23 protein-coding genes are annotated in these 21,767 nt (G+C 69.6%); 14 read left to right on the forward strand and 9 right to left on the reverse strand.

Going from position 1 to position 21,767, the window contains the following annotated elements; all coding sequences use genetic code 11:
* Positions 1–1,565: M4 family metallopeptidase (locus tag AMA02S_RS31640; RefSeq protein WP_218005183.1), on the reverse strand; the 1,565-nt coding region annotated here is incomplete at its 3' end.
* A 391-nt stretch (positions 1,566–1,956) separates the two neighbouring features.
* On the opposite strand from AMA02S_RS31640, the gene AMA02S_RS31645 reads away from it, so the two are divergent.
* From AMA02S_RS31645 to AMA02S_RS31655, 3 genes are all read left to right on the forward strand, one after another.
* Entirely contained in the window at positions 1,957–2,529 is a 573-nt protein-coding gene (locus tag AMA02S_RS31645; RefSeq protein WP_067465760.1) for an RNA polymerase sigma factor, read from the forward strand.
* Positions 2,530–2,531: 2 nt separating this feature from the next.
* Positions 2,532–3,143 (forward strand): hypothetical protein, encoded by a 612-nt coding sequence (locus tag AMA02S_RS31650; protein WP_067465763.1) that lies wholly within the window; start codon positions 2,532–2,534, stop codon positions 3,141–3,143.
* 293 nt (positions 3,144–3,436) lie between these two features.
* Entirely contained in the window at positions 3,437–4,534 is a 1,098-nt protein-coding gene (locus tag AMA02S_RS31655) for a DUF3466 family protein (protein WP_084265801.1), read from the forward strand.
* A gap of 125 nt (positions 4,535–4,659) precedes the next feature.
* Here the strand turns inward: AMA02S_RS31655 and AMA02S_RS31660 are convergent, their stop codons facing one another.
* The gene (locus AMA02S_RS31660) at positions 4,660–5,202 is read right to left on the reverse strand and encodes a GlcG/HbpS family heme-binding protein (RefSeq protein ID WP_067465769.1); all 543 of its coding nucleotides are present in this window, start codon (positions 5,200–5,202) and stop codon (positions 4,660–4,662) included.
* A gap of 328 nt (positions 5,203–5,530) precedes the next feature.
* Between AMA02S_RS31660 and AMA02S_RS44780 the strand changes: the two genes are divergently transcribed.
* The 10 genes from AMA02S_RS44780 to AMA02S_RS31705 all read left to right on the forward strand — a co-directional run bounded on the left by AMA02S_RS44780 (position 5,531) and on the right by AMA02S_RS31705 (position 13,434).
* On the forward strand, positions 5,531–5,659 hold the full coding sequence (locus AMA02S_RS44780) for a hypothetical protein (RefSeq protein ID WP_281181940.1): 129 nt from the start codon (positions 5,531–5,533) through the stop codon (positions 5,657–5,659).
* Positions 5,656–6,354 carry a DUF4286 family protein gene (locus AMA02S_RS31665; RefSeq protein WP_067465772.1) on the forward strand — a complete coding sequence of 233 codons (699 nt, stop codon included), beginning with the start codon at positions 5,656–5,658 and terminating at the stop codon, positions 6,352–6,354. Before AMA02S_RS44780 ends, AMA02S_RS31665 begins: the two co-directional genes overlap by 4 nt.
* Before the next feature lie 342 nt (positions 6,355–6,696).
* Positions 6,697–7,845 carry an acyl-CoA dehydrogenase family protein gene (locus AMA02S_RS31670; protein WP_067465774.1) on the forward strand — a complete coding sequence of 383 codons (1,149 nt, stop codon included), beginning with the start codon at positions 6,697–6,699 and terminating at the stop codon, positions 7,843–7,845.
* A gap of 27 nt (positions 7,846–7,872) precedes the next feature.
* The gene (locus AMA02S_RS31675) at positions 7,873–9,459 is read left to right on the forward strand and encodes an AMP-binding protein (RefSeq protein ID WP_157430932.1); all 1,587 of its coding nucleotides are present in this window, start codon (positions 7,873–7,875) and stop codon (positions 9,457–9,459) included.
* A 2-nt stretch (positions 9,460–9,461) separates the two neighbouring features.
* Positions 9,462–9,962: an FAS1-like dehydratase domain-containing protein gene (locus AMA02S_RS31680; RefSeq protein ID WP_067465777.1), complete on the forward strand. Its 501-nt coding sequence runs from the start codon at positions 9,462–9,464 to the stop codon at positions 9,960–9,962.
* A gap of 80 nt (positions 9,963–10,042) precedes the next feature.
* On the forward strand, positions 10,043–10,423 hold the full coding sequence (locus AMA02S_RS31685) for an FAS1-like dehydratase domain-containing protein (protein WP_218005184.1): 381 nt from the start codon (positions 10,043–10,045) through the stop codon (positions 10,421–10,423).
* A complete protein-coding gene (locus AMA02S_RS31690; protein WP_067465782.1) occupies positions 10,423–11,478 on the forward strand; it encodes a thiamine pyrophosphate-dependent dehydrogenase E1 component subunit alpha in 1,056 nt (351 codons plus the stop codon). The genes AMA02S_RS31685 and AMA02S_RS31690 overlap by 1 nt, the downstream gene beginning before the upstream one ends.
* 4 nt (positions 11,479–11,482) lie before the next feature.
* On the forward strand, positions 11,483–12,463 hold the full coding sequence (locus AMA02S_RS31695) for an alpha-ketoacid dehydrogenase subunit beta (RefSeq protein ID WP_067465785.1): 981 nt from the start codon (positions 11,483–11,485) through the stop codon (positions 12,461–12,463).
* A gap of 33 nt (positions 12,464–12,496) precedes the next feature.
* Positions 12,497–12,742 carry a lipoyl domain-containing protein gene (locus tag AMA02S_RS31700; RefSeq protein WP_067465788.1) on the forward strand — a complete coding sequence of 82 codons (246 nt, stop codon included), beginning with the start codon at positions 12,497–12,499 and terminating at the stop codon, positions 12,740–12,742.
* Positions 12,739–13,434, forward strand: a complete 696-nt coding sequence (locus AMA02S_RS31705; RefSeq protein WP_067465790.1) for a 2-oxo acid dehydrogenase subunit E2 — start codon at positions 12,739–12,741, stop codon at positions 13,432–13,434. Before AMA02S_RS31700 ends, AMA02S_RS31705 begins: the two co-directional genes overlap by 4 nt.
* Before the next feature lie 108 nt (positions 13,435–13,542).
* Here AMA02S_RS31705 and AMA02S_RS31710 read toward each other — a convergent pair whose 3' ends face one another.
* Genes AMA02S_RS31710 through AMA02S_RS31730 form a run of 5 tightly spaced genes read right to left on the reverse strand, consistent with a single transcriptional unit; the run spans position 13,543 to position 19,057 of the window.
* Complete coding sequence (locus tag AMA02S_RS31710) at positions 13,543–14,214, reverse strand: SRPBCC family protein (protein ID WP_067465793.1); 672 nt, start codon at positions 14,212–14,214, stop codon at positions 13,543–13,545.
* Between the two features lie 22 nt (positions 14,215–14,236).
* Positions 14,237–14,725 (reverse strand): (2Fe-2S)-binding protein, encoded by a 489-nt coding sequence (locus AMA02S_RS31715; RefSeq protein WP_245667922.1) that lies wholly within the window; start codon positions 14,723–14,725, stop codon positions 14,237–14,239.
* Entirely contained in the window at positions 14,722–15,609 is an 888-nt protein-coding gene (locus AMA02S_RS31720; RefSeq protein WP_067465795.1) for an FAD binding domain-containing protein, read from the reverse strand. Before AMA02S_RS31720 ends, AMA02S_RS31715 begins: the two co-directional genes overlap by 4 nt.
* Positions 15,606–16,598 (reverse strand): amidohydrolase family protein, encoded by a 993-nt coding sequence (locus AMA02S_RS31725; protein ID WP_084265803.1) that lies wholly within the window; start codon positions 16,596–16,598, stop codon positions 15,606–15,608. Before AMA02S_RS31725 ends, AMA02S_RS31720 begins: the two co-directional genes overlap by 4 nt.
* 5 nt (positions 16,599–16,603) lie before the next feature.
* Positions 16,604–19,057, reverse strand: coding sequence for a xanthine dehydrogenase family protein molybdopterin-binding subunit (locus AMA02S_RS31730; protein WP_067465801.1), 2,454 nt, complete (start codon positions 19,055–19,057; stop codon positions 16,604–16,606).
* Between the two features lie 154 nt (positions 19,058–19,211).
* On the opposite strand from AMA02S_RS31730, the gene AMA02S_RS31735 reads away from it, so the two are divergent.
* The gene (locus AMA02S_RS31735) at positions 19,212–20,057 is read left to right on the forward strand and encodes a carboxymuconolactone decarboxylase family protein (RefSeq protein ID WP_067465804.1); all 846 of its coding nucleotides are present in this window, start codon (positions 19,212–19,214) and stop codon (positions 20,055–20,057) included.
* A gap of 5 nt (positions 20,058–20,062) precedes the next feature.
* On the opposite strand, the gene AMA02S_RS31740 is transcribed toward AMA02S_RS31735, so the two are convergent.
* Together AMA02S_RS31740 and AMA02S_RS31745 are read right to left on the reverse strand one after the other, a co-directional pair.
* Entirely contained in the window at positions 20,063–20,704 is a 642-nt protein-coding gene (locus AMA02S_RS31740; protein ID WP_218005185.1) for a GntR family transcriptional regulator, read from the reverse strand.
* A 163-nt stretch (positions 20,705–20,867) separates the two neighbouring features.
* Complete coding sequence (locus tag AMA02S_RS31745; RefSeq protein ID WP_067465807.1) at positions 20,868–21,755, reverse strand: alpha/beta fold hydrolase; 888 nt, start codon at positions 21,753–21,755, stop codon at positions 20,868–20,870.
* Between the last annotated feature and the right edge of the window lie 12 nt (positions 21,756–21,767).

Here is a 21,767-nt window from a genome sequence, read left to right on the forward strand (position 1 = left end):
ATTACTTTTGGGGAACCACCGACAACCGTGTAGGAGGAGCTGTTCACACCCGGCGTACAGGTCGGGTCGCCAGACTGCGCGCCGAGCTGGACGGCGTCCCAGGCGCCCTTGACCTTGTTGAACTGCTCGCAGGTCTTGTCAAGGTTCTTCGCCGCGGTCAGCGTCAGGGTCCGGTACCGGGCGTAGCTGGTGCCGGACGTCTTGAGCATCATCGCGTTGTAGAAGATCTTCGCGGCGTTCATGACGCCGATCCCGGTGACCTGACCGCCCGCACAGACGGGGCTGTTCGGCTTGCCGCCGCCAGGGCTGGAGCCCTCGGCGAGGAGGTAGAACCAGTGGTTGCCCGGTCCGGCCGCCTTGTGCACTTCCATCCGGGGCACGGAGGCGGAGTAGCAGTTCGGGTCGTTGTTGACCTTCGACGGGTCGTACATGTTGCGGATCGGGCCCTTCCCGACCAGGTTGACCTGCTCACCCACGGTGTAGTCCGGCGGGTCGGCCGGGTTGTTGAGGACGTGCTCGGTGACAGCGCCCCACACGTCTCCGACGAACTCCTGGGTGCCGCCGCCGGACATGCCGCCCGGGGTGAAGTTGTCGAGCCCGTGTCCGAACTCGTGGTTCACCACGTCGGTCGAGGTGATCCACTGGTTGGACTGGTTGTGGCCGAAGCTGGCGTCACTGCCGTTCCAGTAGGCGTTGACCTCGTTGAGGCCGACCTTCGCCGGGGACCACTGGTTGTTCCGCAGGCCGGTACGCCCGAAGCCCTTCAGCAGGTCCCAGAACCCGGCGGCGGCGTACATGACGTCCACGCAGCCGGCTTCCTTGTCGGTCTTGGACGAGCTGCCCCAGGTGTCGTCCGGGCCGCTGAAGATCCGGTTGCCGCTGTGGTCGGCGCACGTCATGCCGGCCCGGTTCGGGTCCCGCATCGTGTAGGTGCTGCCGGACTGGGTCGTTCCGATGGTCAGGTTCGAGCCCTCCCAGATGCCGGTGCCCGTACCCGCGAGGATGGTCTCCTGCGAGGCGAACCGCTTGCCGGTCTGGGCGTCGACGTAGACCTTCTTACGGCTCTGCTCCTTGCCGTCGCGGCCGGAGACGACCGTCTCCCACGCCAGCCTCGGCTTGGCCATCGCGTACACGACCAGGCGCGGCTTGAGCTCGGCCTTGTCCGGCGTGGTCAGCGCGCTGCGGGAGCTTCCCGCGGCCGCGGCCTCGGTGACCTTCGGCGTGACGCCGATCTTGATCTGCTGCTTCTGCGCCACCGAGAGGGTGCGTACACGGCCCTTCCCGTCGGTGGCCACCACGAAGTCGCCGCCGACCACGGGGAGCCCGTGGTAGGTGCGCTCGTAGGCGACGTAGTACTGGTCCCACGGTGTGCCGACCACCTGGGTCCGGATGTAGTTCTCATCCTTTCCGGTGTGCAGTTCGGCGGCGTTCTCGGCGATCAGCCGGTCCGCGGACGCCATCGCGGCAGCCTTCGGGTCCGCGCTGGGTGCTCGATTGCTCTGGGTGGACGTCATGGCGGGAGCCGCCATGCCCGTGACCGCGAGCGAGGTGACCACAGTGGTCACCAGGAGATGATTTTTGCGTTTCACAGCCGCATGCCTCCAACAGGGCGGGGGTGAGGCCGCCCCGCGGGGTCGGGGCGGCGGCCGGCGCGACGGCGGAAACCGAAAGGGGCAGCGCGCACACGGACTGGGGAGCTGTGCGGCGCGAGTGGACGGCCGTCGCGGCCTGCGAAGATGAGATTGACATCTGATGACCATTTTCGGACCCTCGCACTTGCGCATAGCTTCGCGGCTATGCGGTCTGAACTGCGCCATTCACTTGTCCTCTGCCGAATTGCCAAAGCGGGCAGCATCGCCCGCGGCGTCGCCGATCGGATCTCGCCCGGCCCACGCAGTCCGGTAACGCCCTGGCGGGCCCGCGCCAAGTAGGGGTGTGATCGAGAGGGGAGAGAGCATGGTCGAACCCGTGAACGGCCTTGCCGGTGTCGGCGGGGATCCCGCCGCCTTCGAGGAGTTCTACCGGCGGCACATCGAGGAGGTCAGCCGCTTCGTCGCCCGCCGGGTCCGTGACCCGCACACCGCGGCCGATCTGACCGCGGAGGTGTTCCTGGCCGTCATCGACTCGGCGCACACCTACCGGCCGGCCAGGGGCAGCGAGCTGGGCTGGCTGTACGGGGTGGCGCGCAACGTCGTGGCCGCCGAGCATCGCAGGGCGGCACGCGAGGCCAAGGCCGTGCGGCGGATCGCCGGCCGGCGGCTGCTGGATGCCGGCGACCTCGCCCGACTGGAGGAGCGGATCGACGCCGAAAGTGCCGGACGCCGCACCTACGAGGCGCTCGCCGAGCTTCCCGAGGGCGTCCGGGCCGTACTCGAACTGATCATGGTGGACGGCCTCACGATCACCGAGGCAGCCGCCGCCCTGGGGATCCGGCCCGTCACCGCCCGCGTCCGGCTCCATCGGGCCCGTACCGCGGTGCGCGCCGCACTGCCCACGCTTCCCGCCGCCCCGGCCTACTCCAAGGAGTGAACGTGCAGACCTTCGAAGACCGTCTCCTCGCCGAACTCAAGGACGTCGTCGCCACGCGCACCGCATCGGCTCCGGCGCAGTCGCGCACCCCGGCCGTCAAGTGGCGGCGGGCGGGACTGGTGACCGCCGCCGCCGGGGCCGCCGCGGCGATGGCGATCGGTATCCCGGTGATGTCCGGGGACCGGGCGCCCAAGGCCAACGCGGTCGTCCGGGATCCCGACGGCTCGATCCGGCTCTACATCCGCGACTACCGGCACCCGGAGATCATCGCCTCGCGGCTGCGCGCGCTGGGAGTACCGGCCGCCGTCGACTTCGTCCCCAACGGCAAGGCCTGCCGCCCTCCGCGCGGGACCATCGCCCCCGACGACGGCACCCTGGTCACGATCATGCGGCCGGAGGACGACGACAGCGAGGGCGACTTCAGCCGCCTGCACCCCGACCGGCTCAAGCCCGGGCGGACCCTGGTGCTGGAGGTCAGTTTCACCAGCTTCGGCCGGGGGGCCTCCGCCGCCTCGATGTTCGTCGGCTCCGCCACCGGCCCCGTCGCGCCCTGCGTCCTGGTCCCGGCACCGCCCAAGGTCACCCAGCTGCCCGACGGTAGCGTGGGCGGCTGATCGCAGGCGTTGACCTCCAAGGCCGACGCCCGCCCCGGCATCGTCGGCGGCCGCGCCGAGAGCAGCCCCTTCGCAGGCCATTGTTGACCCAGGGCTGGGAAAGCATTCGCTACGGGTCAAGCAAGAGAATGCCGGCCGGGCATCGTTCCATCCTCATCGGTTGTACCTGCTGAACCGCCGCACCTGCCGCGGGTCGCGACGACGCAGTGACCTGGGAGCCGAGAAAGGCCCGTTGGGTGCCGCTCTGAGATCACCTGGTTGTGGACCGCCTCAGTCGGCGGTGTAATGGCCGCATGGGCGACCTCTGGAGATCGAAAAGCGTGTTCCTGGCCGGACTGACCGCTATCGCGTTAACAATGATCGAACCATCGGAAAGCGCGAGAGCGGCGCCCCCGGCTGAGCCGGCCATCGTAAGGCTCGGCCTGTTGCCGGGTGGCACGACCAGCCGAGCGACCGCCATCAACGACCGGGGCGTCATTGTCGGTCACGGCGATACGACCAACGGTGAAAACCACGCCATCCGCTGGAACCCCGGCGGGCGTATCACCGACCTCGGAACCCTTCCCGGTGGCACCTACAGCTACGCCTACAGCATCAATAACCGTGGCGACATCGTCGGTTACGCGAACACGGCCAGCGGTGACGACCGGGCCGTGCGCTGGGCTCCGGACGGGAGCATCACCGATCTCGGTAGCCTTCCCGGCCACACCGGTGGCTACGCCTACGGGATCAACGACGAGGGGCGCGTGGTCGGCTACGCGCCGATCCGGTCCAGGACTTACCATGCGGTGAAATGGCAGCCGGACGGAACCGTTTCCGACATCGGAGCGAACTCCCCGCTGGGGTCGACCTCCGCCGCCGCGATCAACGACCACGGCGTGGTGGTCGGTGTCACCTACGCGGTGTCGCCGGCCCATTACCATGAGGCCGTCACCTGGACCGCGGCAGGCACCACGGCGATGGTACTGCCGCCGCTGGCCGGCGGCGGCCCGCGCAGCAGCGCTCGGGGCATCAACGAGCAGGGGATGATCGTCGGCTATTCGCAGTCCGGCCCCGGTTCTCCCACCAACTACCCCATCCACGCGGCTCTGTGGGGTCCTGGCAATTCTGCGCCCACCGACCTCGGTACGCTGCCCGGCGGCAGCGACAACAGCATGGCGAACGATGTCAACGCCGCAGGTGTCATCGTCGGCGCCTCGGCGACGAGCACTCCCGGCGACCGCAGCGCGGTCCTCTGGCGGCAAAAGGAGAATGGTTGGCGCATTGTGCCGCTGCCGCAACTGCCGGGTGGTAAGTACAGTGAGGCGACGGCGATCAGCAATAGCGGCGAGGTGGTCGGCGAAGCGTCCACGGAGTCCGGTCAGAACGTCGCCGTCCGCTGGGAGAAGTGACCGCTTTTCAGAGTCGAGGACGCGGAGTGGCTCTTCGGCCGGGACGAGGCGACGGCCGAACTGCTCGCCCGGGAATGGTGGCATCGATGAGGCTGACTAACGAGACGGCTTGAGGAGTCTCTTGGTCAGTGGCCGATGGCTGCGAGGACGTCGTTGGCGATGGCTTCGTCGATCCTGCCGTCGGGTGCGCCACCCACTCCGATGCCGGCGATGGGGAAGCCCTTGTACTTGACGGGGACGCCGCCGGGCAGGACCAGGGTGCCGGGGATCTGCTTGATTGTTTCGTTTCCGGCCAGGGCGCTCGTGGGCTGGCCGAAGGCCACGGCGGTGTATGCCTTGCGTTTGGCGGACTCGTAGGTCTGCGGCCCTGCCTTGCGAGTGCGGACCACGAGCCGGATGGTGCCGGATCGTTCCATGATGACCATCGTCACGTGCTGGTTCCCGTGCCGCCGGGCCGAGTCCACCAGGGCCTTGGACGCCCGGACGAGTGCGCTGTTGGTCAGGACCCGTTCCGGTGCCGTGGCCTCATCGTGCCCCTTGCCGTCCCCACCGTGGACGGTGATGGCGGCGGACGGCGTTGCGGCGGACGCCGTCCCCGCGGCGCCGAAGGTGCCGGCCGCGACGGCGCCCAGCGCAATGGCGCCGCCAATGAAATGCCTGATCGACATGGCTCTCCCCGGTTCTCAACATGTGATTACATAGAGTAATCATTCAGGTTTGGACGGTAATGGAAGCGAGGTCGGGGGACAACCTGCCGTGCGCAGAGTGCTGAGCAACTCTCGGAAAACGAATCACCACGGGTTCCCTAAGGCGATGCCGTTGGCGAACCGCTCGTCACGACGTCCGGATGGCTGCGCTCGGCCGCGACCATCGCTGTAGCGGGGCCGGTCGGTTCCCCGGCCTACGTGGGCCTGCCACGGGTCGAGCCGATGTTGACGGACCACCACGGCCTGGATTTGATATACCAAATCTTATCGAGGAGGTATCATGTATCCGTTGCCGAAGCGTAGGGCGCCCCTGGCCGACGAGGGTGTGGATGTCGCCATCACCAGGCGGAGTGCGGACCCGCTGGCGAACGCCGCAGACGAGGTCGGGGTCGCGGGTGGCTTGGTGCTGGCGGCATGACGGAACCGCTCGACTCTCCCTACGTGTACATGGTCGGAATGACCACGCAGCCGGACGAGCCCCCAGGTCACCTCGCCGAGTTCAACGATTTCTATAGCCGTACCCACTTGGCCGAGGTGATGGCGGGCAACCCCGGATTCGTCAGCGCCGCCCGCTATGAACTCAGCCAGCCCGACGCCCGCGGTGTTCCGGCGCCGCGTTTCCTGGCCGTGTATGGAGTGCAGAGCGTGGACGCCGCGATGCGGTTCGCAGCTCGGACCGCCGGTCCGGTCGAGGCCCGGCTTCGGTACTCGACGGGGCCGGCCGCCTGGCAGCGGGCCGCCCTGGAGTGGCGGCTGATCTGGCGCCGGATGGCGATGACCGGTGACGCCGATGTAAGCCCCAGCCGGATCCTCCTGGTCGGGATGAACCCGGCGCCGGATGCCGATGAGCCCGAGACGGCGGAGTTCGACGACTTCTACACGCGCATTCATCTGCCCGAGCTGGTAGCAGGATTCGGCTACGACCGGGGTATCCGGCTGGCTTTGTGGCGGGAGTTCCGCCACCCCGTGCCCGGATGCCCCCGGTACTGCGCCGTTTACGGATCGGCTGGTGAGAACCATCCGCCCGCCGGAGCGTCGCCGCTGTCGGAGGGGCCGCGTGCCTGGCGGGACAGGGACGTCCGGTGGCGGCTGAAGTACCGGCGGATCGCATGACGGGCTCCTGGACGGCCGGTAGTTCTCCCCACCGGTGATGTGTGGGGCCGCACAAGTCTCGCGCTGGGCCAAGGGCGGCCTGTGCGTGGCGGCGGGGCGATGGTCGCGTGGTGGCGGTACCGCGGCGACCAGGTGCTGAGCGGCCGAGGTGGTGACCTGCTGCACATTGAAACCGGAAAGCTGTACCAGGTATGGTGTACCAAACATCATCCGCATGGTTCCGTGGGCTGCCGCCTGCGGTGGCCCGTGACTCCACCAGGTAGGCCGCGGCTCGATCCCCGGCCCAGGCCGGCCGGGAGTCTGTTTCGCACCGCTTCGCCACACCGAGACCTAGGAGACGCCGTGGACTTCACGATTCCCAGCGAGCTGAAGGACCTGGTGGAGTCCGTTCGCCAATTCCGAGAAAAAGCGTTGATGCCCGTCGAGCACGACTTCCTCATCAACGGCAAGCTGGATCTCGACGTGCGCAAGTCGCTGGAGAACAAGGCTCGCGAGCAGGGCTTCTGGGCGCTGGACGTGCCGGAGGAGTTCGGCGGCCAGGGCCTGGGGTTCCTCGGCAAGTGCCTGGTCACCGAGGAGCTGTACAAGCATCCCGCCATGTTCGAGTTCGGCGGGAGCCCGGAGTCCTCGATGTATTACACCAACGAGGAGCAGAAGCAGCGGTACTTCTTCCCCATCATCGAGGGCAAGAGAAAGAGCTGTTACGCCTTCACCGAGCCAGACACTGGTTCCGACTTCGCTCGCATCCGTACGGTCGCCCGCCGTGACGGGGACAACTGGGTCATCAATGGCCGGAAGACCTTCATCTCCCATGTCGACCGGGCCGACTTCGTCATTCTCTACGCCACCACCGACCCGGAGGCGGGCAGCCGTGGCGTGACCTGCTTCCTGGTCGACAAGGGGACGCCCGGGTTCGAGCTGTCCCGGCCCATCCCCACCATGGGCGATGACTGGGAGCCCTACGAGCTGACCTTCAACGACTGTGTGGTTCCGGACGCCAACCGGCTCGGCGAGCTGGGCCAGGGCTGGGAGATCGCCAACTTCCAGCTCACCCGGGGCCGTGCGAAGATCGCCGCCTGCCAGCTCGGCGTCGCCCAGCGGTGTATCGACCTGGCCGTGGAGTGGGCGAAGCAGCGGGTCACCTGGGGCAAGCCGATCGCCACCCGGCAGGCGGTGCAGTGGATGCTCGCCGACTCCGAGGTCGAGCTGGAGGCGGCCAGGATGCTCGTCTACCGCGCCGCGTGGATGGCGGACGAAGGGCTGCCGATCCGCAACGAGGCGTTCGCGGCCAAGCTCTACGCCTCGGAGATGGCGCAGCGGGTCACCGACCGCTGCCTCCAGATCTTCGGTGGGCTCGGATACAGCCGTGAGGTGCCGATCCAGAGCTTCTACCGCCAGGTGCGGGTGTGGCGCATCGGCCACGGGACGAGCGAGATCCACCGGTGGATGATCGCCCGCAACATGCTCGGGCTGTCGTCCCGCGACGCGTGACGGGTGGGGGCCCGAAAGGAGGGACCATTGATAGACCTGGTCGGTGAGCGTAGCCTGCGCGACCTGCTTGAGGAGCGCGTCGCGCGGTACATGGACAAGCAGTTCCTGGTCTGTGAGGACCGGCACGGCGACCGCACGGAGTACACGTTCCGGGGTTTCGCGGACGCGGTGCGCGCGGCGGCGCGCGGCTTCGCGGCGCTCGGGGTCGGCAAGGGCGACGCGGTGGTGGTGCATCTCGCCAACTGCCCCGAGTTCGTCATCTCCTGGTTCGGTCTGGCCTCGATCGGCGCCGTCCTGGTCCCCTCGAACACGGCGCACCGTTCCGCGGAGCTGGGGTACGTGCTCAACCACTCCGAGGCGGTGGGCGCGATCACTTCCCCGGAGCACCTGGCACTGCTCCGGTCGCTACGGCCGGACGCTCCATCGATCAAGTTCCTGGTACTCGCCCGGACCGCGGAGCCCCATGCGGGCACCGTCCCGTTCGGGGACCTGCTGGCCGGTGCCGGTGCCGGTGCCGCTGCGGGGGAGACGCCGTCGCCGGCGGTGCGGTCCGAGGACATCGCCGAGATGATCTTTACGTCCGGAACGACGTCGCTCCCGAAAGCCGTGCTGCTCACGCATGCCAACCAGTTGCGAGCCGGCGAGCGCTCGGCACGCACCGTCGGCCTCGACCAGAGCGACCGGTTCCTGACCGCGCTGCCGGCGTTCCACGTCAACGCGCAGGGCGCGATCCTCGCCTCCCTGACGGTGGGCGCGACGTGCATCCTGCTTGAGCAGTACAGCGCCTCGAAGTTCCGCGAGCAGTGGAAGGCGCACGGCGCGACGACCACGAGCCTGGTGGCGATGCAGGTGCGCACGCTGCTCGCGCAGCCACCCTCGTCCGCCGACCGGGACCACGGCATCAGACGGAACTTCTACGCGATCAATGTCGCCGATCGCGAGAAGGACGAGTTCGAGCGGCGCTTCGGCATCGAGCTGATGAACGGATACGGGCTGTCCGAGGCGATGACCGGGGTGACCCACGCCCCGGTCCACGGCGACCGCCGCTGGCCGTCGGTGGGTCTTCCCGCCTTCGACCGGCAGGTGCGCATCGTCGGCAAGGACGGCGACGAGCTGCCGCCTCACCAGGTCGGGGAGATCACGGTCTCCGGCGTCCCCGGGCGGACGTTGATGAAGGGCTACTTCAAGGACCCGGCGGCCACCGCCGAGGCGCTGCGCGACGGCTGGCTGCACACCGGCGACTTCGGCTATCTCGACGAGCAGGGCTACCTCTACTTCGTGGATCGCCGCAGGGACGTCATCAAGCGCGCCGGCGAGAACATCTCGGCGAGCGAGATCGAGATCATCATCGGCGATCATCCGCTGGTGGCCGAGGCGGCGGTCATCGGCATTCCGGACCAGGTGCGCGACGAGGCCGTGAAGGCGTACGTGGTGCCCAAGCCAGGTGCCGAGCTGGCGGCCGAGGACGTCGTCGCGCACTGCGCCGAACGGCTCGCCGGGTTCAAGGTGCCGACCGTCGTCGACATCCGCGCGCAGTTGCCCAAGACCTCCGTCGGCAAGGTCCATAAGGCGGCGCTGCGGGCCGAGGCCCAGAGCGAGACGACCGAGGAGTGAGCATGGTGGATTGGGACGCGGTCTATGAATCCGCCCGCGGGCATGTCGGCGAGGTCACGCGCCGCCGGCTCGGACGCGTGAGCGCCACGCAGTTCCAGCGGTTCGCGGTGGCGGCCGGCGACTCCGGCGCCCGCTACTTCAGTGACGAGCAGGCGCGGGCCGAGGGGTTTCCCGGCGCGGTCGCGCCGCCGCTCTTCCTCTCCGCGACGTCGAACTGGGGAGCGGGCCCGGACGAGGCCGACCTGCGTCCGGACGGTACCGGTCGGGATGGCCTGGTCGCCTTCCTGGCCGACGGACTGCGCCTCGTGGGCGGCGGTCAGGAACTGGAGTTCCTGAAGCCCGTGGTCGATGGGTGCGAGGTGACCCAGGAAGTGGTGGTCGAAGCCGTCGATCTCAAAAACGGCCGCTCCGGACGGTTCATTGTTTGCACTTTCCTCCGGCGTTTCCTGGATGAGCATGGCCACGAGCTCGTGCGCTGCCGCGAACGCTACATCGGCCGCTAGGAGAGGGGACCCAGGACGTGTATTTCGAGGACGTTGACGCCGGGTGCGAATTGTCACCGCTGCGGAAGGCGCCGAGCAACGTGCAGCTGTTCCGGTTCAGCGCGGTCACCTGGAACGCTCACCGGATCCATTACGACCGGGATTACGCGGCCGCTGAGGGATACCAGAACATCTTGGTCCAGTCGCATCTGCACGGATGCTTCCTCGCCCAGGCTGCGCTGGCCTGGACGAGCGGCAGCGGAGTTCTGCGACGGTTCCGCTGGGAGAACCGGCACTTCGCGGTAGCGGGGGACACGCTCACCTGTACCGGGATCGTCAAGGACACATACCAGAAGGACGGGTGGGGTCTGGTGGACATCGAAATGGAGGAACGCAACCAGGACGGCCTCCTGTGCGCGCCGGGCTGGGCAACTGTCGCACTGCCGCTGCGGGCGACCGACAAGCGGGAAAGGGGGCACTGATGTCGACGGCACTGATGTCGGATTCCGTGCCTGTCCGGCTGTACCGGACGATGAGGGTGATCCGGGAGTTCGAGATCACGGCACAACGGCTGCTGGCGCAGAACCGGATCAAGGGCGGTCTGCACCTGTCGGTGGGACAGGAGGCGGTGGCCGCCGGGGTCTGCGACGTGCTGCGCCGTGCCGACCACATCACCAGTACCCATCGCGGCCACGGCCACTGCCTGGCCAAAGGCGGGGAGCCCGGGCGCATGATGGCCGAGCTGTTCGCCCGCTCGGCGGGGTACTGCGGCGGCCGGTCGGGCTCGATGCACATCGCCGACCCGCGGTCGGGGATCCTCGGTGCGAACGCGATCGTCGGAGGCGGCATCCCGATCGCGGTGGGGAGCGGGTTCGCCGGAAAGGCGCGCGGGGACGACCATGTCGCGGTGGCGTTCTTCGGCGAGGGCGCGGTGGCCGAGGGGGCGTTCCACGAATCCCTGAACCTCGCGGCGCTGTGGCGGCTGCCGGTGATCTTCGTCTGCGAGAACAACGAGTACGCGGAGCTGAGCCACATCTCGGTGCACCTGCCCACCCGGGACGTCGCCGACTTCGCCGCCCCCTACGGGATGCCCGGCGTCATCGTGGACGGGAACGACGCCGTCGCCGTGCGCGAGAAGGCCGCCGAGGCCGTCGCCCGGGCCCGCGCGGGCGACGGCCCGACCCTGCTGGAGTGCAAGACCTATCGGTGGATGGGCCACTTCGAGGGCGACCAGCAGCGCTACCGCGACAAGGCGGAGGTCGAGCGGTGGCGACAGAACGACCCGCTGGAGCGGCTGCGCCAGAGCTACGTCGCCGCGTCCGGGTTGGGCGATGACCTCGCGGAGATCGACGCCGCCGTCCGGGACGAGGTCGCCCGCGCCGTGGAGTGGGCGGAGGCAGCCGAGCCGGCGGGTCCCGAGGCAGTGGCCGCCCACGTTTACCACGACGACGGGCCCTTCCGAACGGCCCCTGCCGTACCCCTCCAGGACGGCATGGTTCGACACGACGCCGTCGCCCCTCACGATCCGGCCAGGTGATCCGATGCGAAGCCTCAAGTACTGGCAGGCGATCAACACCGCGCTGGCGGAGGAACTCGAACGCGACGAACGGGTGTGCGTCTTCGGCGAGGACGTCGGCGAGGCGGGCGGTCCGTTCGGCGCGACGATGCGCCTCCAGGAGCGGTTCGGCGAATGGCGGGTGCGGGACACGCCGATCAGCGAGGCGGTCATCATGGGCACGGCGGTGGGCGCCGCGATGGCCGGTATGCGCCCGATCGGAGAGATCATGTTCTTCGACTTCCTCACGCTCGCCATGGACCAGCTCGTCAACCAGGCCGCGAAGATGACCTATATGTCCAACGGCGAGTACCACCTGCCGCTGGTCGTCCGGACGCTGTGCGGCGCCCATCGTGGCTCCGGCCCGCAGCATTCGCAGAACCTGGAGGCGTGGATCGCCGCGGTGCCCGGCCTGAAGGTGGTGTGGGGCTCCACCCCGGCGGACGCCCGGGGACTGTTGAAGTCGGCGGTCCGCGACGACGACCCGGTGGTGGTGATCGAGAGCACCGCGCTGTGGGCCACCCGCGGCGAGGTGTCCGAGGACCCGGATGACGTGGTGCCGATCGGCAGCGCGGCCATCCGCCGTACCGGCGCCGACGTGACTCTGGTGTCGTGGGGAGCCGCCATGCCCCGGGCGCTCGCGGCGGCGGACGCGCTGGAGGCCGCGGGTGTCAGCCCCGAGGTGATCGACCTCAGGTCGCTGCTGCCACTGGACGCCGCCACCGTGCTGGAGTCGGCGTCCCGCACCGGCCGCCTGGTCGTCGTGCAGGACGCCACCGCGCCCTGCGGCGTCGGCTCCGAGGTGGCCGCCCTGGCCGCGGAGCACATCTTCGGTGACCTGAGGGCGCCGGTGCTCCGGCTCACCCCACCCTTCGCGCCGGTACCCTCCGCGCGCCATCTGGAGGAGCTCTATTACCCGCAGTCCGCCGACATCTCGGATTCAGTCTTGAAGCTGTGCAATGCCTAGCGTTGCCGGCTGTGAAGCGCTTGGGAGGAACTGGTGACGGACATCACCGTCCCCATGTGGGGGATGACGATGGAGGACGCGGTCCTGATCGCGTGGCTCAAGAACGTGGGGGACCGGGTGGAGCAGGACGAGCCCGTCGCCGAGATCGAGACGGACAAGGCCAGCGGTGAGATCGTCAGCCCGGAGACCGGAACCCTGGCGGAGATCCTGGTCCAGCCCGATGAGGAGGTGAAGCCCGGACAAGTGGTCGGCCGCCTCGAAACGGACGCAGCGGGATGACCGGCAGCGCGGACTACGAGGTCCTCGACGTCACCCGGCTGAGGCGCGCGATCGGGCGCCGGATGCGAGCCGCGGTCACCGAGATGCCGCACGTGACACTGCACCGCTCGGTCAGCGTCGAGGCGCTGCGGGACGAGCAGGCGCGTATCCGCGCGGCGCGGGGAGATCCCGCCGCCGCGCGGGTGACCCTCACCGTGCTCCTCGTCGCCATCGTCGCCGCCTCGCTGCGCGACGTCCCCCGGATGAACGGGCGCACCGAGGACGGTGAGCACCGCCTGTACCGGCAGGTCAATGTGGCGGTCGCGGTGGCCTTGGAGGACGGTCTCGTCGCGCCGGTCATCCGCGACGCCGACCGGCTCCCCCTCGCCGAGCTGGCCGTGGAACTGGCCCGGCTGACGGGCCGCGCCCGGGCCGGCCGGCTGAGCCCGGCGGACCTGGCCGACGCGACGTTCACCATCACGAACCTCGGCACGTACGGGGTCGAACACTTCACGCCCATCATCAACCCGCCTCAGCTGGGCATTCTCGGCATCGGGGCCATCGTGCCGACGGTCCGGCTGGTGGACGGGCAGCCGTGTGATGTCGCCATGCTCGGGCTGAGCCTCAGCTTCGACCACGCGGTGAACGACGGGGCGCCGGCCGCCCGGTTCCTCGACGCCGTGGCACGGCGCATCGAGTCCCCTGACCTCTGAACCCAGGTAGCGTGCTCGCGCCACGGCTGAGGCACGTTGCGGCAGGCCGTCCTAGCTAGGGCCGCACCCCTGTGGGGGACGCCCGAACCCACGCCAGCCGCGGACGGGTCAGCCGCGCACGTTCCCGCGCCGTCGGCGCAGGAGAAGACAGCCGATGACCGCCGCGCCGAGAATCGCGCTGAGCAACGGTGCCGCCCGCTTCAGCACGGGTATCGCGACCGTGCGCCACGCGTCCAGGCTGTCTTCCGCGGCGGGCCTGGTCGGCGCGGGCCGGTCCGCGGCGGGCCTGGCCGGGCGCGCCGATTCGGCGACCGCGTCGGTCCAGGAGGCATCCGCGTCACCAGCGAGGCGCGCTCGCAGGTTGCTCACGAACGTACCGAGGATCGTGCTGGTCACTTCGGAGACCACTCCTCGACCGAACTGGGCCGGTCTTCCGGTGATGTTCAGGTCGGTGTGCACGTCCACCCGGGTACCGCCTCCGTCGGGGGTGAGTTCGGCCCGGATCGTGGCCGCGGCGGTCCCGCCTCCCCGTGCCTCCCGCCCGGACGCGCTGACCCGTAGCCGCTTGCGCTCGGTGTCCTTGTCCTCGATGGTCGCCACTCCCCGGTAGGTCAGCGACATCGGGCCGAGCTTGACGCGCACCCTGCCGTGGAACGTGTCGCCGTCGGTCAATTCCAGTTCGGCACCGGGAAAGCACTCCGCGAGGCCGGGGACGTCCAGCAGCGTCGCCCAGGTGATCTCCTGGTCCGCCGGGATGACGAACGTGTGATGCAGCTCCATCTAGGTGTATCCCTTCACGGTGTCAGCCCGTGCGCCCCGCCGCGTCGCGGATCGCCTCACAGATGGACGTGTAGCCGGTGCAGCGGCAGAGGTTGGACGACACCACGTCCAGGATCTCCTCGTCGGCGGGGTCCGCGTTGCTCCGCAACAGACCGGTGCCGAGCATGATGAACGCGGGCGTACAGAAGCCGCACTGGAGCCCACCGTGCCGGGAGAACGCGAGCTGGAGCGAGCTGGGCGCCTCGGGTGTGCCGAGACCCTCGACGGTCTCCACCACACAGCCGTCGGCCTGGACGGCGAGCAGGATGCAGGAACGCGCAGGTTCGCCGTCCACCAGGACGGTGCAGGCCCCGCACACGCCGTGCTCGCATCCGCTGTGGACGCTGGTGCAGCCCTCGTCCCGGAGGAGGTCCATGAGGCTTGTCGCGGCGAGGACGGTCCGCCGCAACGGCGAGCCGTTCAATTCGAAGCCGACCGTGGTGTCGTGTGGCGGGTTCACGGGGACGGTCACGACGGTGTCCCTTCCAGATCGTGGTGGCTGCGGAGAAGAGCCCTCTCCACGAGCACCCTGACCAGCCGCTTGCGGTAGGCCGAGGAGGCGTGCACATCGCTTGGCGGGTCAACCGTCTCACCGCACACGTAGGCCGCCTCAAGTACCGCCGGATGCACGTCCGAGAGCGGGCAGCCCTCCAAGACCTTCTCGGCTTCGGGGATGCGGACCGGTGTGGACGCCACGCCGCCGACCGCGATCCGGGCGTGCTCGCACCGGTCCGCGCGGCGCCCCAGAACGGTGGCGGCGGCGACGATGGCGAAGTCGCCCTTGCGGCGGGCGAACTCGACGACGTTGAGGGTGTGCGGCGGGCGCGGGAAGTGGATTCCGGTCAGGATCTCGTCGGGTTCCAGCGCCGTGCTGAAAGGTCCTTCGAAGAAGTCGTTCGCGTCGATGCCGCGAACCCCGCGCCGGCTCAGCGCGTGGATCGTGCAGTCCAGGACGAGCGCGACCAGCGGCCACTCCGCCGCGCTGTCCGCGTGGGCAAGGCTGCCGCCGATGGTTCCCCTGGTGCGGATCGGCAGGTGCCCGATCAGCTCGGCGACCCTGCTCAGGGGTGCGAAGCCGGCCAGCGCCGGCGACGAACCCCGCTCCAGTACCCGGTGGGTGGCCATGGCCCCGACCGTGAGCCCGCCGCCGGTGCCGTGCGGCTCGATCGCCCTCAGCTCGCCGAGCCCGGCGATGTCGATCAGGACGGCGGGATGCGCCAGCCTCAGGTTGAGGACGGGCAGCAGGCTCTGGCCCCCGGCGAGTATCTTCCCGTCGTCGTCGCCCACCTCGGCGACCAGCTCCACGGCCTCGTCCAGCGAACCGGGCCGAAGGTAGGCGAACGGCGCGGCCTTCACGGCAGGTCCAGGAGCTTCGCCGCGTTGCCGTGGCCGATGTCCGCGCGGGTGGCGGGGTCGAGGTCCACCGCGGCGAAGGTGTCCACGAAGCGGGACAGACCGCCGGGTACATGCGGATAGTCGGTGCCGAAGACGAACTGTCCGCTCGCGAACGTGTCGAGCGCGCAGCGCCACGCGGGCGGGTGGGTGCTCACCGTGTCGAACCAGACCCCGCGCAGGATCTCGCTCGGCGGGCTGGTGATGTGCTCCCGGCATTCCGGGAACTGGTGGAAGTAGTTGTCGAAGCGGTGGATGAGGAAGGGGGTCGTCCCGCCCAGGTGGGAGAAGACCCAGCGGATGTTCGGGAACCGGCCGAACGTGCCCGAGTAGACCAGCCGGGCGATGCAGTTGGTCGTCTCGGCCAGGAAGTCGAGCGCCAGCGACAGGGCGTACTCCCGGGTTCCCTCGGTGGCGCAGGCGGTGGTCGGGTGCACCAGGACCACGCACCGGCTCGCGTCGAGGTCCGCCAGGATCGGCCGCAGGGACGGGTCGTCGAGGGGCCGGCCGGCGATGGTGGTGGTCAGCATCACGCCGGCGGCGGCCGGGTGGGACAGCCCCCGGGCGAGCTCGCGGGCGGCCTGGTCCAGGTCGGGCAGTGGCAGGCTGAGCAGGCAACGCAGCCGCCCGTCCGACACGGCCGACATGTCCAGCAGTTCGTCGTTGAGATCGCGGGTCAGCGCGGCGCGCCAGCCGAGCGGGAACCGGTAGACGTTGGGCGCGGAGATCGAGACGAGCTGCGTGCGGATTCCCGCGTCGTCCATCGCGCGCAGCCGCTCGGCCACCGTGGGCATGGGTTGCGGCGCGGCCAGCGCCACCGCGCCGTCCTGGCGGACGACCAGCCGCGCGTCGTCGCGGAGATAGGTGGACAACCCGCTGTCCGGCCGTTGGCACGCGGCCAGGTACGCGTCCGGGTAGTGGTGCGCGTGCACATCGATTAGCGACGGGCCCATGGGCTTCACTTCTTCCTGCCACGAACCAGAACGGTGACCGTGATAGCTGTCGCGGCTCCGAGCGCGACCATGGCTGCGAGCGCGACCGTGACCCGGCGTGCACGGCGTGCACGGCGTGCCGCCCGTCCCTCGGCCGTTGCCCGGTTCACGGCCGTCGCCTGGCCGGCGGGTACATCAGCGGGACGGCCTTCCCGGGGCGGCGGAGCCGGGAGCGCGGGCGCATGCGGCATCAGGTCGTCCGGGCGCACCGGCAGGCGGGTCACCGCGGCCGGCTCGCCGAGCGCGGCGGAGACGGCGTTCGCGACGCTCCCGCCGACGCCCATGATCCCGGCCTCCCCCACCCCCTTGACGCCGAGCGGGTTTCCGACGGTGCCGGGCAGTTCCAGGAGGACCACGTCGACCCGGGGTGCCTCCCACGCCGTCGGCGGCAGGAAGTCCATGAACGTCGTGCTCTGCGGCTGGCCCTGCGCGTCATAGGTGAGCTCCTGGAGCAGGGCGCCGCCCAGCCCGTGCACCGCGGCCCCGACCAGCTGGCCTCGGGCCGACTCGGGGTGCAGGACCCGGCCGCAGTCGTAGGCCACGCCGAGGCGTTCGACGATCACTCCCAACGTCCGCGGGTCGACCCGCACGACGGCCAGGTGGGCACCGAACCCGTACGTCGGGCTGTCGCCGGCGTGCCTGCCGACCACGGTGCGCCGGCCAAGGGCGTGCCAGTCCGGCGGGTCATCCGGGTGGACGCCGGGGCTCGCGCGCCGCGCCTCGGCCAGGAGCGCGCTCGCCGCGTCATGGACGGCGCTGCCCACGAAGATCGCGCCTCGGGAGGCGAACGTGCCGTTGCCGCCGTCGAAGTCCACGGTCTGATTGGTCCGCGTCTCGATCCGGCTTTCGGGGACCTGGAGCACCGAGGCCGCGACGCGCGCCATCATCGACGCGAGCCCTTGGCCGATCTCCGACGATGTCGTGTGGACGGTGAAGCGTCCGGCCCCGTCGTGGTCCATCCGCACTGTCTCTTCGCGACCCAGCCCAGAATGGTCGAGGAAGAAGGCGACCCCGAGGCCCACGGCCTCCCCGCCTGCGCGTCTCCGTTCCACGTCCGTCCGGAGGCGGTCGTACCCCATCCGCTCCAGCAGTGCCGCCACGACACGGTGGTAGTCGCCGCTGTCGTACACGGTGGGGTGCATGGCCGGGCCGAAGTCCTGCGCGTAGGGGAGTTCGTCGGCGCGGATGAGGTTGCGCAGCCGCAGCTCCACGGGGTCGATCCCCATCTTCGCGGCGAGCAGGTCGATGAGGCGCTCGCGGGCGAACGTGGTGTCGAACGTGGACGGCCCCCGCATCGTGCCCACCGGCGTCTTGTTGGTCGCCACGCCATGGCTTGTGATGTGCAGCGCCGGCCAGCGGTACGGGCCGGGCAGCGATTCCGCGGCGATCTCGACCACCCGGCCGCCGATCGGGCGCGCGTAGCCGCCCATGTCGAGCCTCGCCAGGGCTTTCATGCCGAGGAAGCGGCCCTCCGCGTCGGCCGCGATGGTGATCTGGTGAGTCTGCCCGCGGGAGTGATTGATCGCCACCAGGTGCTCGTTGCGATCCTCGATCCACTTCACCGGGCGCCGGCAGACCGATGCCGCCCAGGGCACCAGGAAGTCCTCCGGATACACCTCACCGCGGCTGCCGAACATGCCTCCGACATCGACGTGATGGCACACCACGTCGCCCGGTGCGAGCTGGAACCAGTCGGCGACCGTGCGACGGGTGAAGCGCAGGAACTTGGTCGGCCCCCAGAGATGCAGCGTCCGGCCGTCGTCCGCCCACTCGGCGACCAGCCCCCGCGTCTCCAGCGGGAGGCCGGTGTCCCGCCCGGTCTCGAACGTCGCGGTGACGACGTGTGCGGCGGCGTCGAACGCCCGGGCGGTGTCCCCGGTCGCCGCGTGGAAGGTGCACATCCGGTCGCCCGCCTGCGGCCAGATCGGGCCTTGCCGGTCGGCGTCCAGATCGGTCCACACCGGGAGAGGGACGAGGTCCACATCGACGAGTTCCGCGGCGTCCTCCGCGGCGCGCTGTGTCGTCGCCACGACGACCGCCACCGGCTCGCCGACATAGCGCACCCGCTCCGCGGCCAGTACCGGTTGCAGGTACCGATCCAGGTCGGGGCGGCTCATGATCCGCAGCGGGATCCGGTGTGGACGCGGAAGGTCCGCCGCCGTCAGCACCTGGATGACGCCCGCCGACCGGCGTGCCGCCTCGGTGCGCACGCTGGTGATCGTTGCGTGCGCGAGCGCGCTGCGGACCACCCGCAGCCACACCTGGTTCTCCCGCACGACGTCGCCGACGAAGGTGCCGGTGCCGGTCGTGAGCCTGACGTCCTCGCGCCGCGCCCATCCGCCGGCCGGGCCGGGGAGGCCGGCGTCGGAGGGCGGCGCGGTTCGGGAGGTGGAGTCGACCGAAGGCGAAGGCACGATCACGCCGGAATGCCCTCCTTCCTCATCGGTGGAGAAACGGTCGCTTGATGCTATACCAAGTCTATTGGAAGGTATACCTTATATCATTACGTCACGTACGACCGGGACAGCGTCTTGCCGGTGGGCGATCACCGGGCAGCGAGGGAGGCCGCCGATCATGGGCGATGCCACGACGGAGCGCGCTTCCGCCGCCCGGCGCGACGAGGTCCGGGCGGCCTTCGTCCGGGAGCGGGGATTCTGGGCGCCGGCGTTCGAGCCGATCCTGCGGGTGGACCCCGACTACCTCGCGGCGTACGTCGAGTTCTCCTCGGGGGCCTGGCGGCGCGGCTCGCTCGAACCGCACGTCAAGGAGCTCATGTACATCGCGGTGGACGCCGCCGTGACCCATCTGCACGGGGGCGGGACGGCGGCGCACATCCGGCACGCGCTGCGGCGCGGAGCGACGCCCAACGAGATCGTCTCCGTCCTGGAGCTGGTCAGTCTGCTGGGCCTACAGAGTCTGGAGGTCGGCATCCCGGCGCTACTCGCCGCCTGCGGGGAGTCCCCGCCCCGGTGCCCGTCCCCGTCCCGGTGCCCGTCGTCGTCCCCGGCGACCGGTTCGGCCGGCGAAGACGCCTGGCTTGACGGGCTCGCCTCGCTTGACCCGGCGGGTGGCGAGGCCGCCAGGCGATGGCGGGATTCGGTTCGTGCCCGGAGCCCGCTCGCGCCCAAGGTCATCGAGCTGGTGGGGGTGGCGGTGAACGCCTCGACGACTCACCTGAACGCGGCCGCGACGGCCCGGCACCTCCGCGCGGCGCTCGCCGCGGGCGCCACCGCGGGGGAGGTCGCCGAGGTGCTCGAAATAGCGTCCGTCCTCGGCATCCATACCGCGACGATGGCGATGCCGATGCTGCTGGCGGAGGTCGGTGCGGACGGGCCCGGCGGCGAGCCGGCCCGCGCCGTCAACGAGTCCGACCGGCCGCGGGCCCGGTCGGACTCGGCTGATCCTTCGGAGCCCGGTTGAGGCCTTCAGCCATTCTCGACGGGAGCGCTGCCCATGATGTGTTCATAGGTCAGGTCACTGGCGAGTTGCTTGTCATGCTTCGCCAGCGCGTCGATGAGCCTGTCGTGCTGTTCGACCGACTCCCGCCTGGACCGCTTCACCCTCGGCCCGTTCGGCATCGCCTGCCACAGCAGCCCCATCATGGACATGAGCACGGGCGATTGGGCCGCCTCATAGATGGTGAAGTGGAACTCCCGGTTGAGGGCGGCGTACGCGGGATCGTCCTCAGCGAGGCGCCGGATCTCCTCGTTGATCCGGCGTAGCTGGGCAATGGTGTCATCCGAGATGGCCGTGGCGGCGAGCTTCGCCCCGAGCGGTTCCAGGGCCGCCCTTATCTGGAAGTTGTCCTCAAGCGGGCTTCCCCGCGAGCCCGCCACGGTGGCGCCCCGATGGGGGTCGTTGTTGACCAGTCCCTCTGATTCCAACCGGCGGAGTGCCTCCCGCACGGGCGTCTGGCTGAAACCGAATCGCTGCGCCAGGTCGCGTTGCCGGAGCGGCTCATCCGCCTTGAATTCGCCACTGATGATGAGCTCGCGGAGAACCGCGCAGACAATGTCGCTTTTCGATGAGTACTGCATTTGAGCGATACCATCGAGCCCGCTCTTCATCCACGCACCCCTCTCATGACAGGCTTCAACCCACAGGACGCATTGTATATCATGTTGCGCTGTGCGGCACACGCACGTCCTGGCCTGGGAGAAGGATGCCGGTGACGCCGTGAACCGAGGTCCGCGCGGGGAGCGCCGGCGAGGCGGGCGGGCGGCTCTCTGATCACGGAGCGCCGGTGAGCGATGACGTCTGCGAGCGCGGATCCCGGCGGCCCCAGCCGCCGGAACCGACGCCGAGGACGAACCGCTCGACCAGGTGGTTGAAGGCCGCCGGTTCCTCAAGGTTGGAGACGTGGCCGGTCCGGGGAAGGATGGCGATTCCCGTCCGGGGCATGGTCCGTTTCAGCATCAGCGCCGCGTCGAGGACGCCGTCGTCCTCGTCGCCGGCGATCACGAGTACCGGTCTCGCGCATTCCTTGAGCTCGTCCGACATGGCGAAGAGCAAGGGCCGGGTGATCTGCACATTGCGCATGGTCAGGGCGGCCCCGGTGGGATCGTGTTCACGCAGGATCTGGACGTGCTCGGAATGGCCCCTCGGGTCCTTGTTCTGGAACTGGACCCGCGCGGGCCCCACTCCGTACCATTCCGCCACCCCTTCGGGTCCGTCCTCGTCGAACGCGCGTGCGATCACCTCTGATTCCGTCCGGAAACGCGGATTCTGAACCGGGTGCGCCCCGTATCCGCACCCGGCCACCACCGCACCGATGACCCTGTCGGGATGCCGGAGGGCGCAGTGCAGGGCGGCGAATCCGCCCATCGAATTCCCGACCACATACGCCTTCGCGGCGCCGATGGCATCCAGCACGGCCACGATGTCGTCGGCGGCCCGCAGTTGCCCGTAGGCGGTGGGATCGACCGGGACGGAGGAGGGCGGGTAGCCCCTCGCGGCAAAGGTCACGCACCGGAACCAGCGAGCGAAATGCCGGAGTTGTGGTTCCCAGGACCGATGATCGCCGGCGAACTCGTGCACGAAGATGATCACAGTGCCGGTTGCGGCGCCGGCCTCCTCGAAATACAGCGACTGGCCGTCATCGGTTGCCGCGTGGGGCATCGCGCACCTCCT

Source organism: Actinomadura macra NBRC 14102 (assembly GCF_001552215.1).
Lineage (GTDB): Bacteria > Actinomycetota > Actinomycetes > Streptosporangiales > Streptosporangiaceae > Spirillospora > Spirillospora macra.

Coding starts and splice junctions, on each gene's coding strand:
- AMA02S_RS31690 (WP_067465782.1), top strand. CDS start 10,423: ATGTCGACGGCACTGATGTCGGATTCCGTGCCTGTCCGGCTGTACCGG.
- AMA02S_RS31735 (WP_067465804.1), top strand. CDS start 19,212: ATGGGCGATGCCACGACGGAGCGCGCTTCCGCCGCCCGGCGCGACGAG.
- AMA02S_RS31645 (WP_067465760.1), top strand. CDS start 1,957: ATGGTCGAACCCGTGAACGGCCTTGCCGGTGTCGGCGGGGATCCCGCC.
- AMA02S_RS31655 (WP_084265801.1), top strand. CDS start 3,437: ATGGGCGACCTCTGGAGATCGAAAAGCGTGTTCCTGGCCGGACTGACC.
- AMA02S_RS31660 (WP_067465769.1), bottom strand. CDS start 5,202: ATGTCGATCAGGCATTTCATTGGCGGCGCCATTGCGCTGGGCGCCGTC.
- AMA02S_RS31710 (WP_067465793.1), bottom strand. CDS start 14,214: ATGGAGCTGCATCACACGTTCGTCATCCCGGCGGACCAGGAGATCACC.
- AMA02S_RS31695 (WP_067465785.1), top strand. CDS start 11,483: ATGCGAAGCCTCAAGTACTGGCAGGCGATCAACACCGCGCTGGCGGAG.
- AMA02S_RS31740 (WP_218005185.1), bottom strand. CDS start 20,704: ATGAAGAGCGGGCTCGATGGTATCGCTCAAATGCAGTACTCATCGAAA.
- AMA02S_RS31725 (WP_084265803.1), bottom strand. CDS start 16,598: ATGGGCCCGTCGCTAATCGATGTGCACGCGCACCACTACCCGGACGCG.
- AMA02S_RS31705 (WP_067465790.1), top strand. CDS start 12,739: ATGACCGGCAGCGCGGACTACGAGGTCCTCGACGTCACCCGGCTGAGG.
- AMA02S_RS31680 (WP_067465777.1), top strand. CDS start 9,462: ATGGTGGATTGGGACGCGGTCTATGAATCCGCCCGCGGGCATGTCGGC.
- AMA02S_RS31665 (WP_067465772.1), top strand. CDS start 5,656: ATGACGGAACCGCTCGACTCTCCCTACGTGTACATGGTCGGAATGACC.
- AMA02S_RS31745 (WP_067465807.1), bottom strand. CDS start 21,755: ATGCCCCACGCGGCAACCGATGACGGCCAGTCGCTGTATTTCGAGGAG.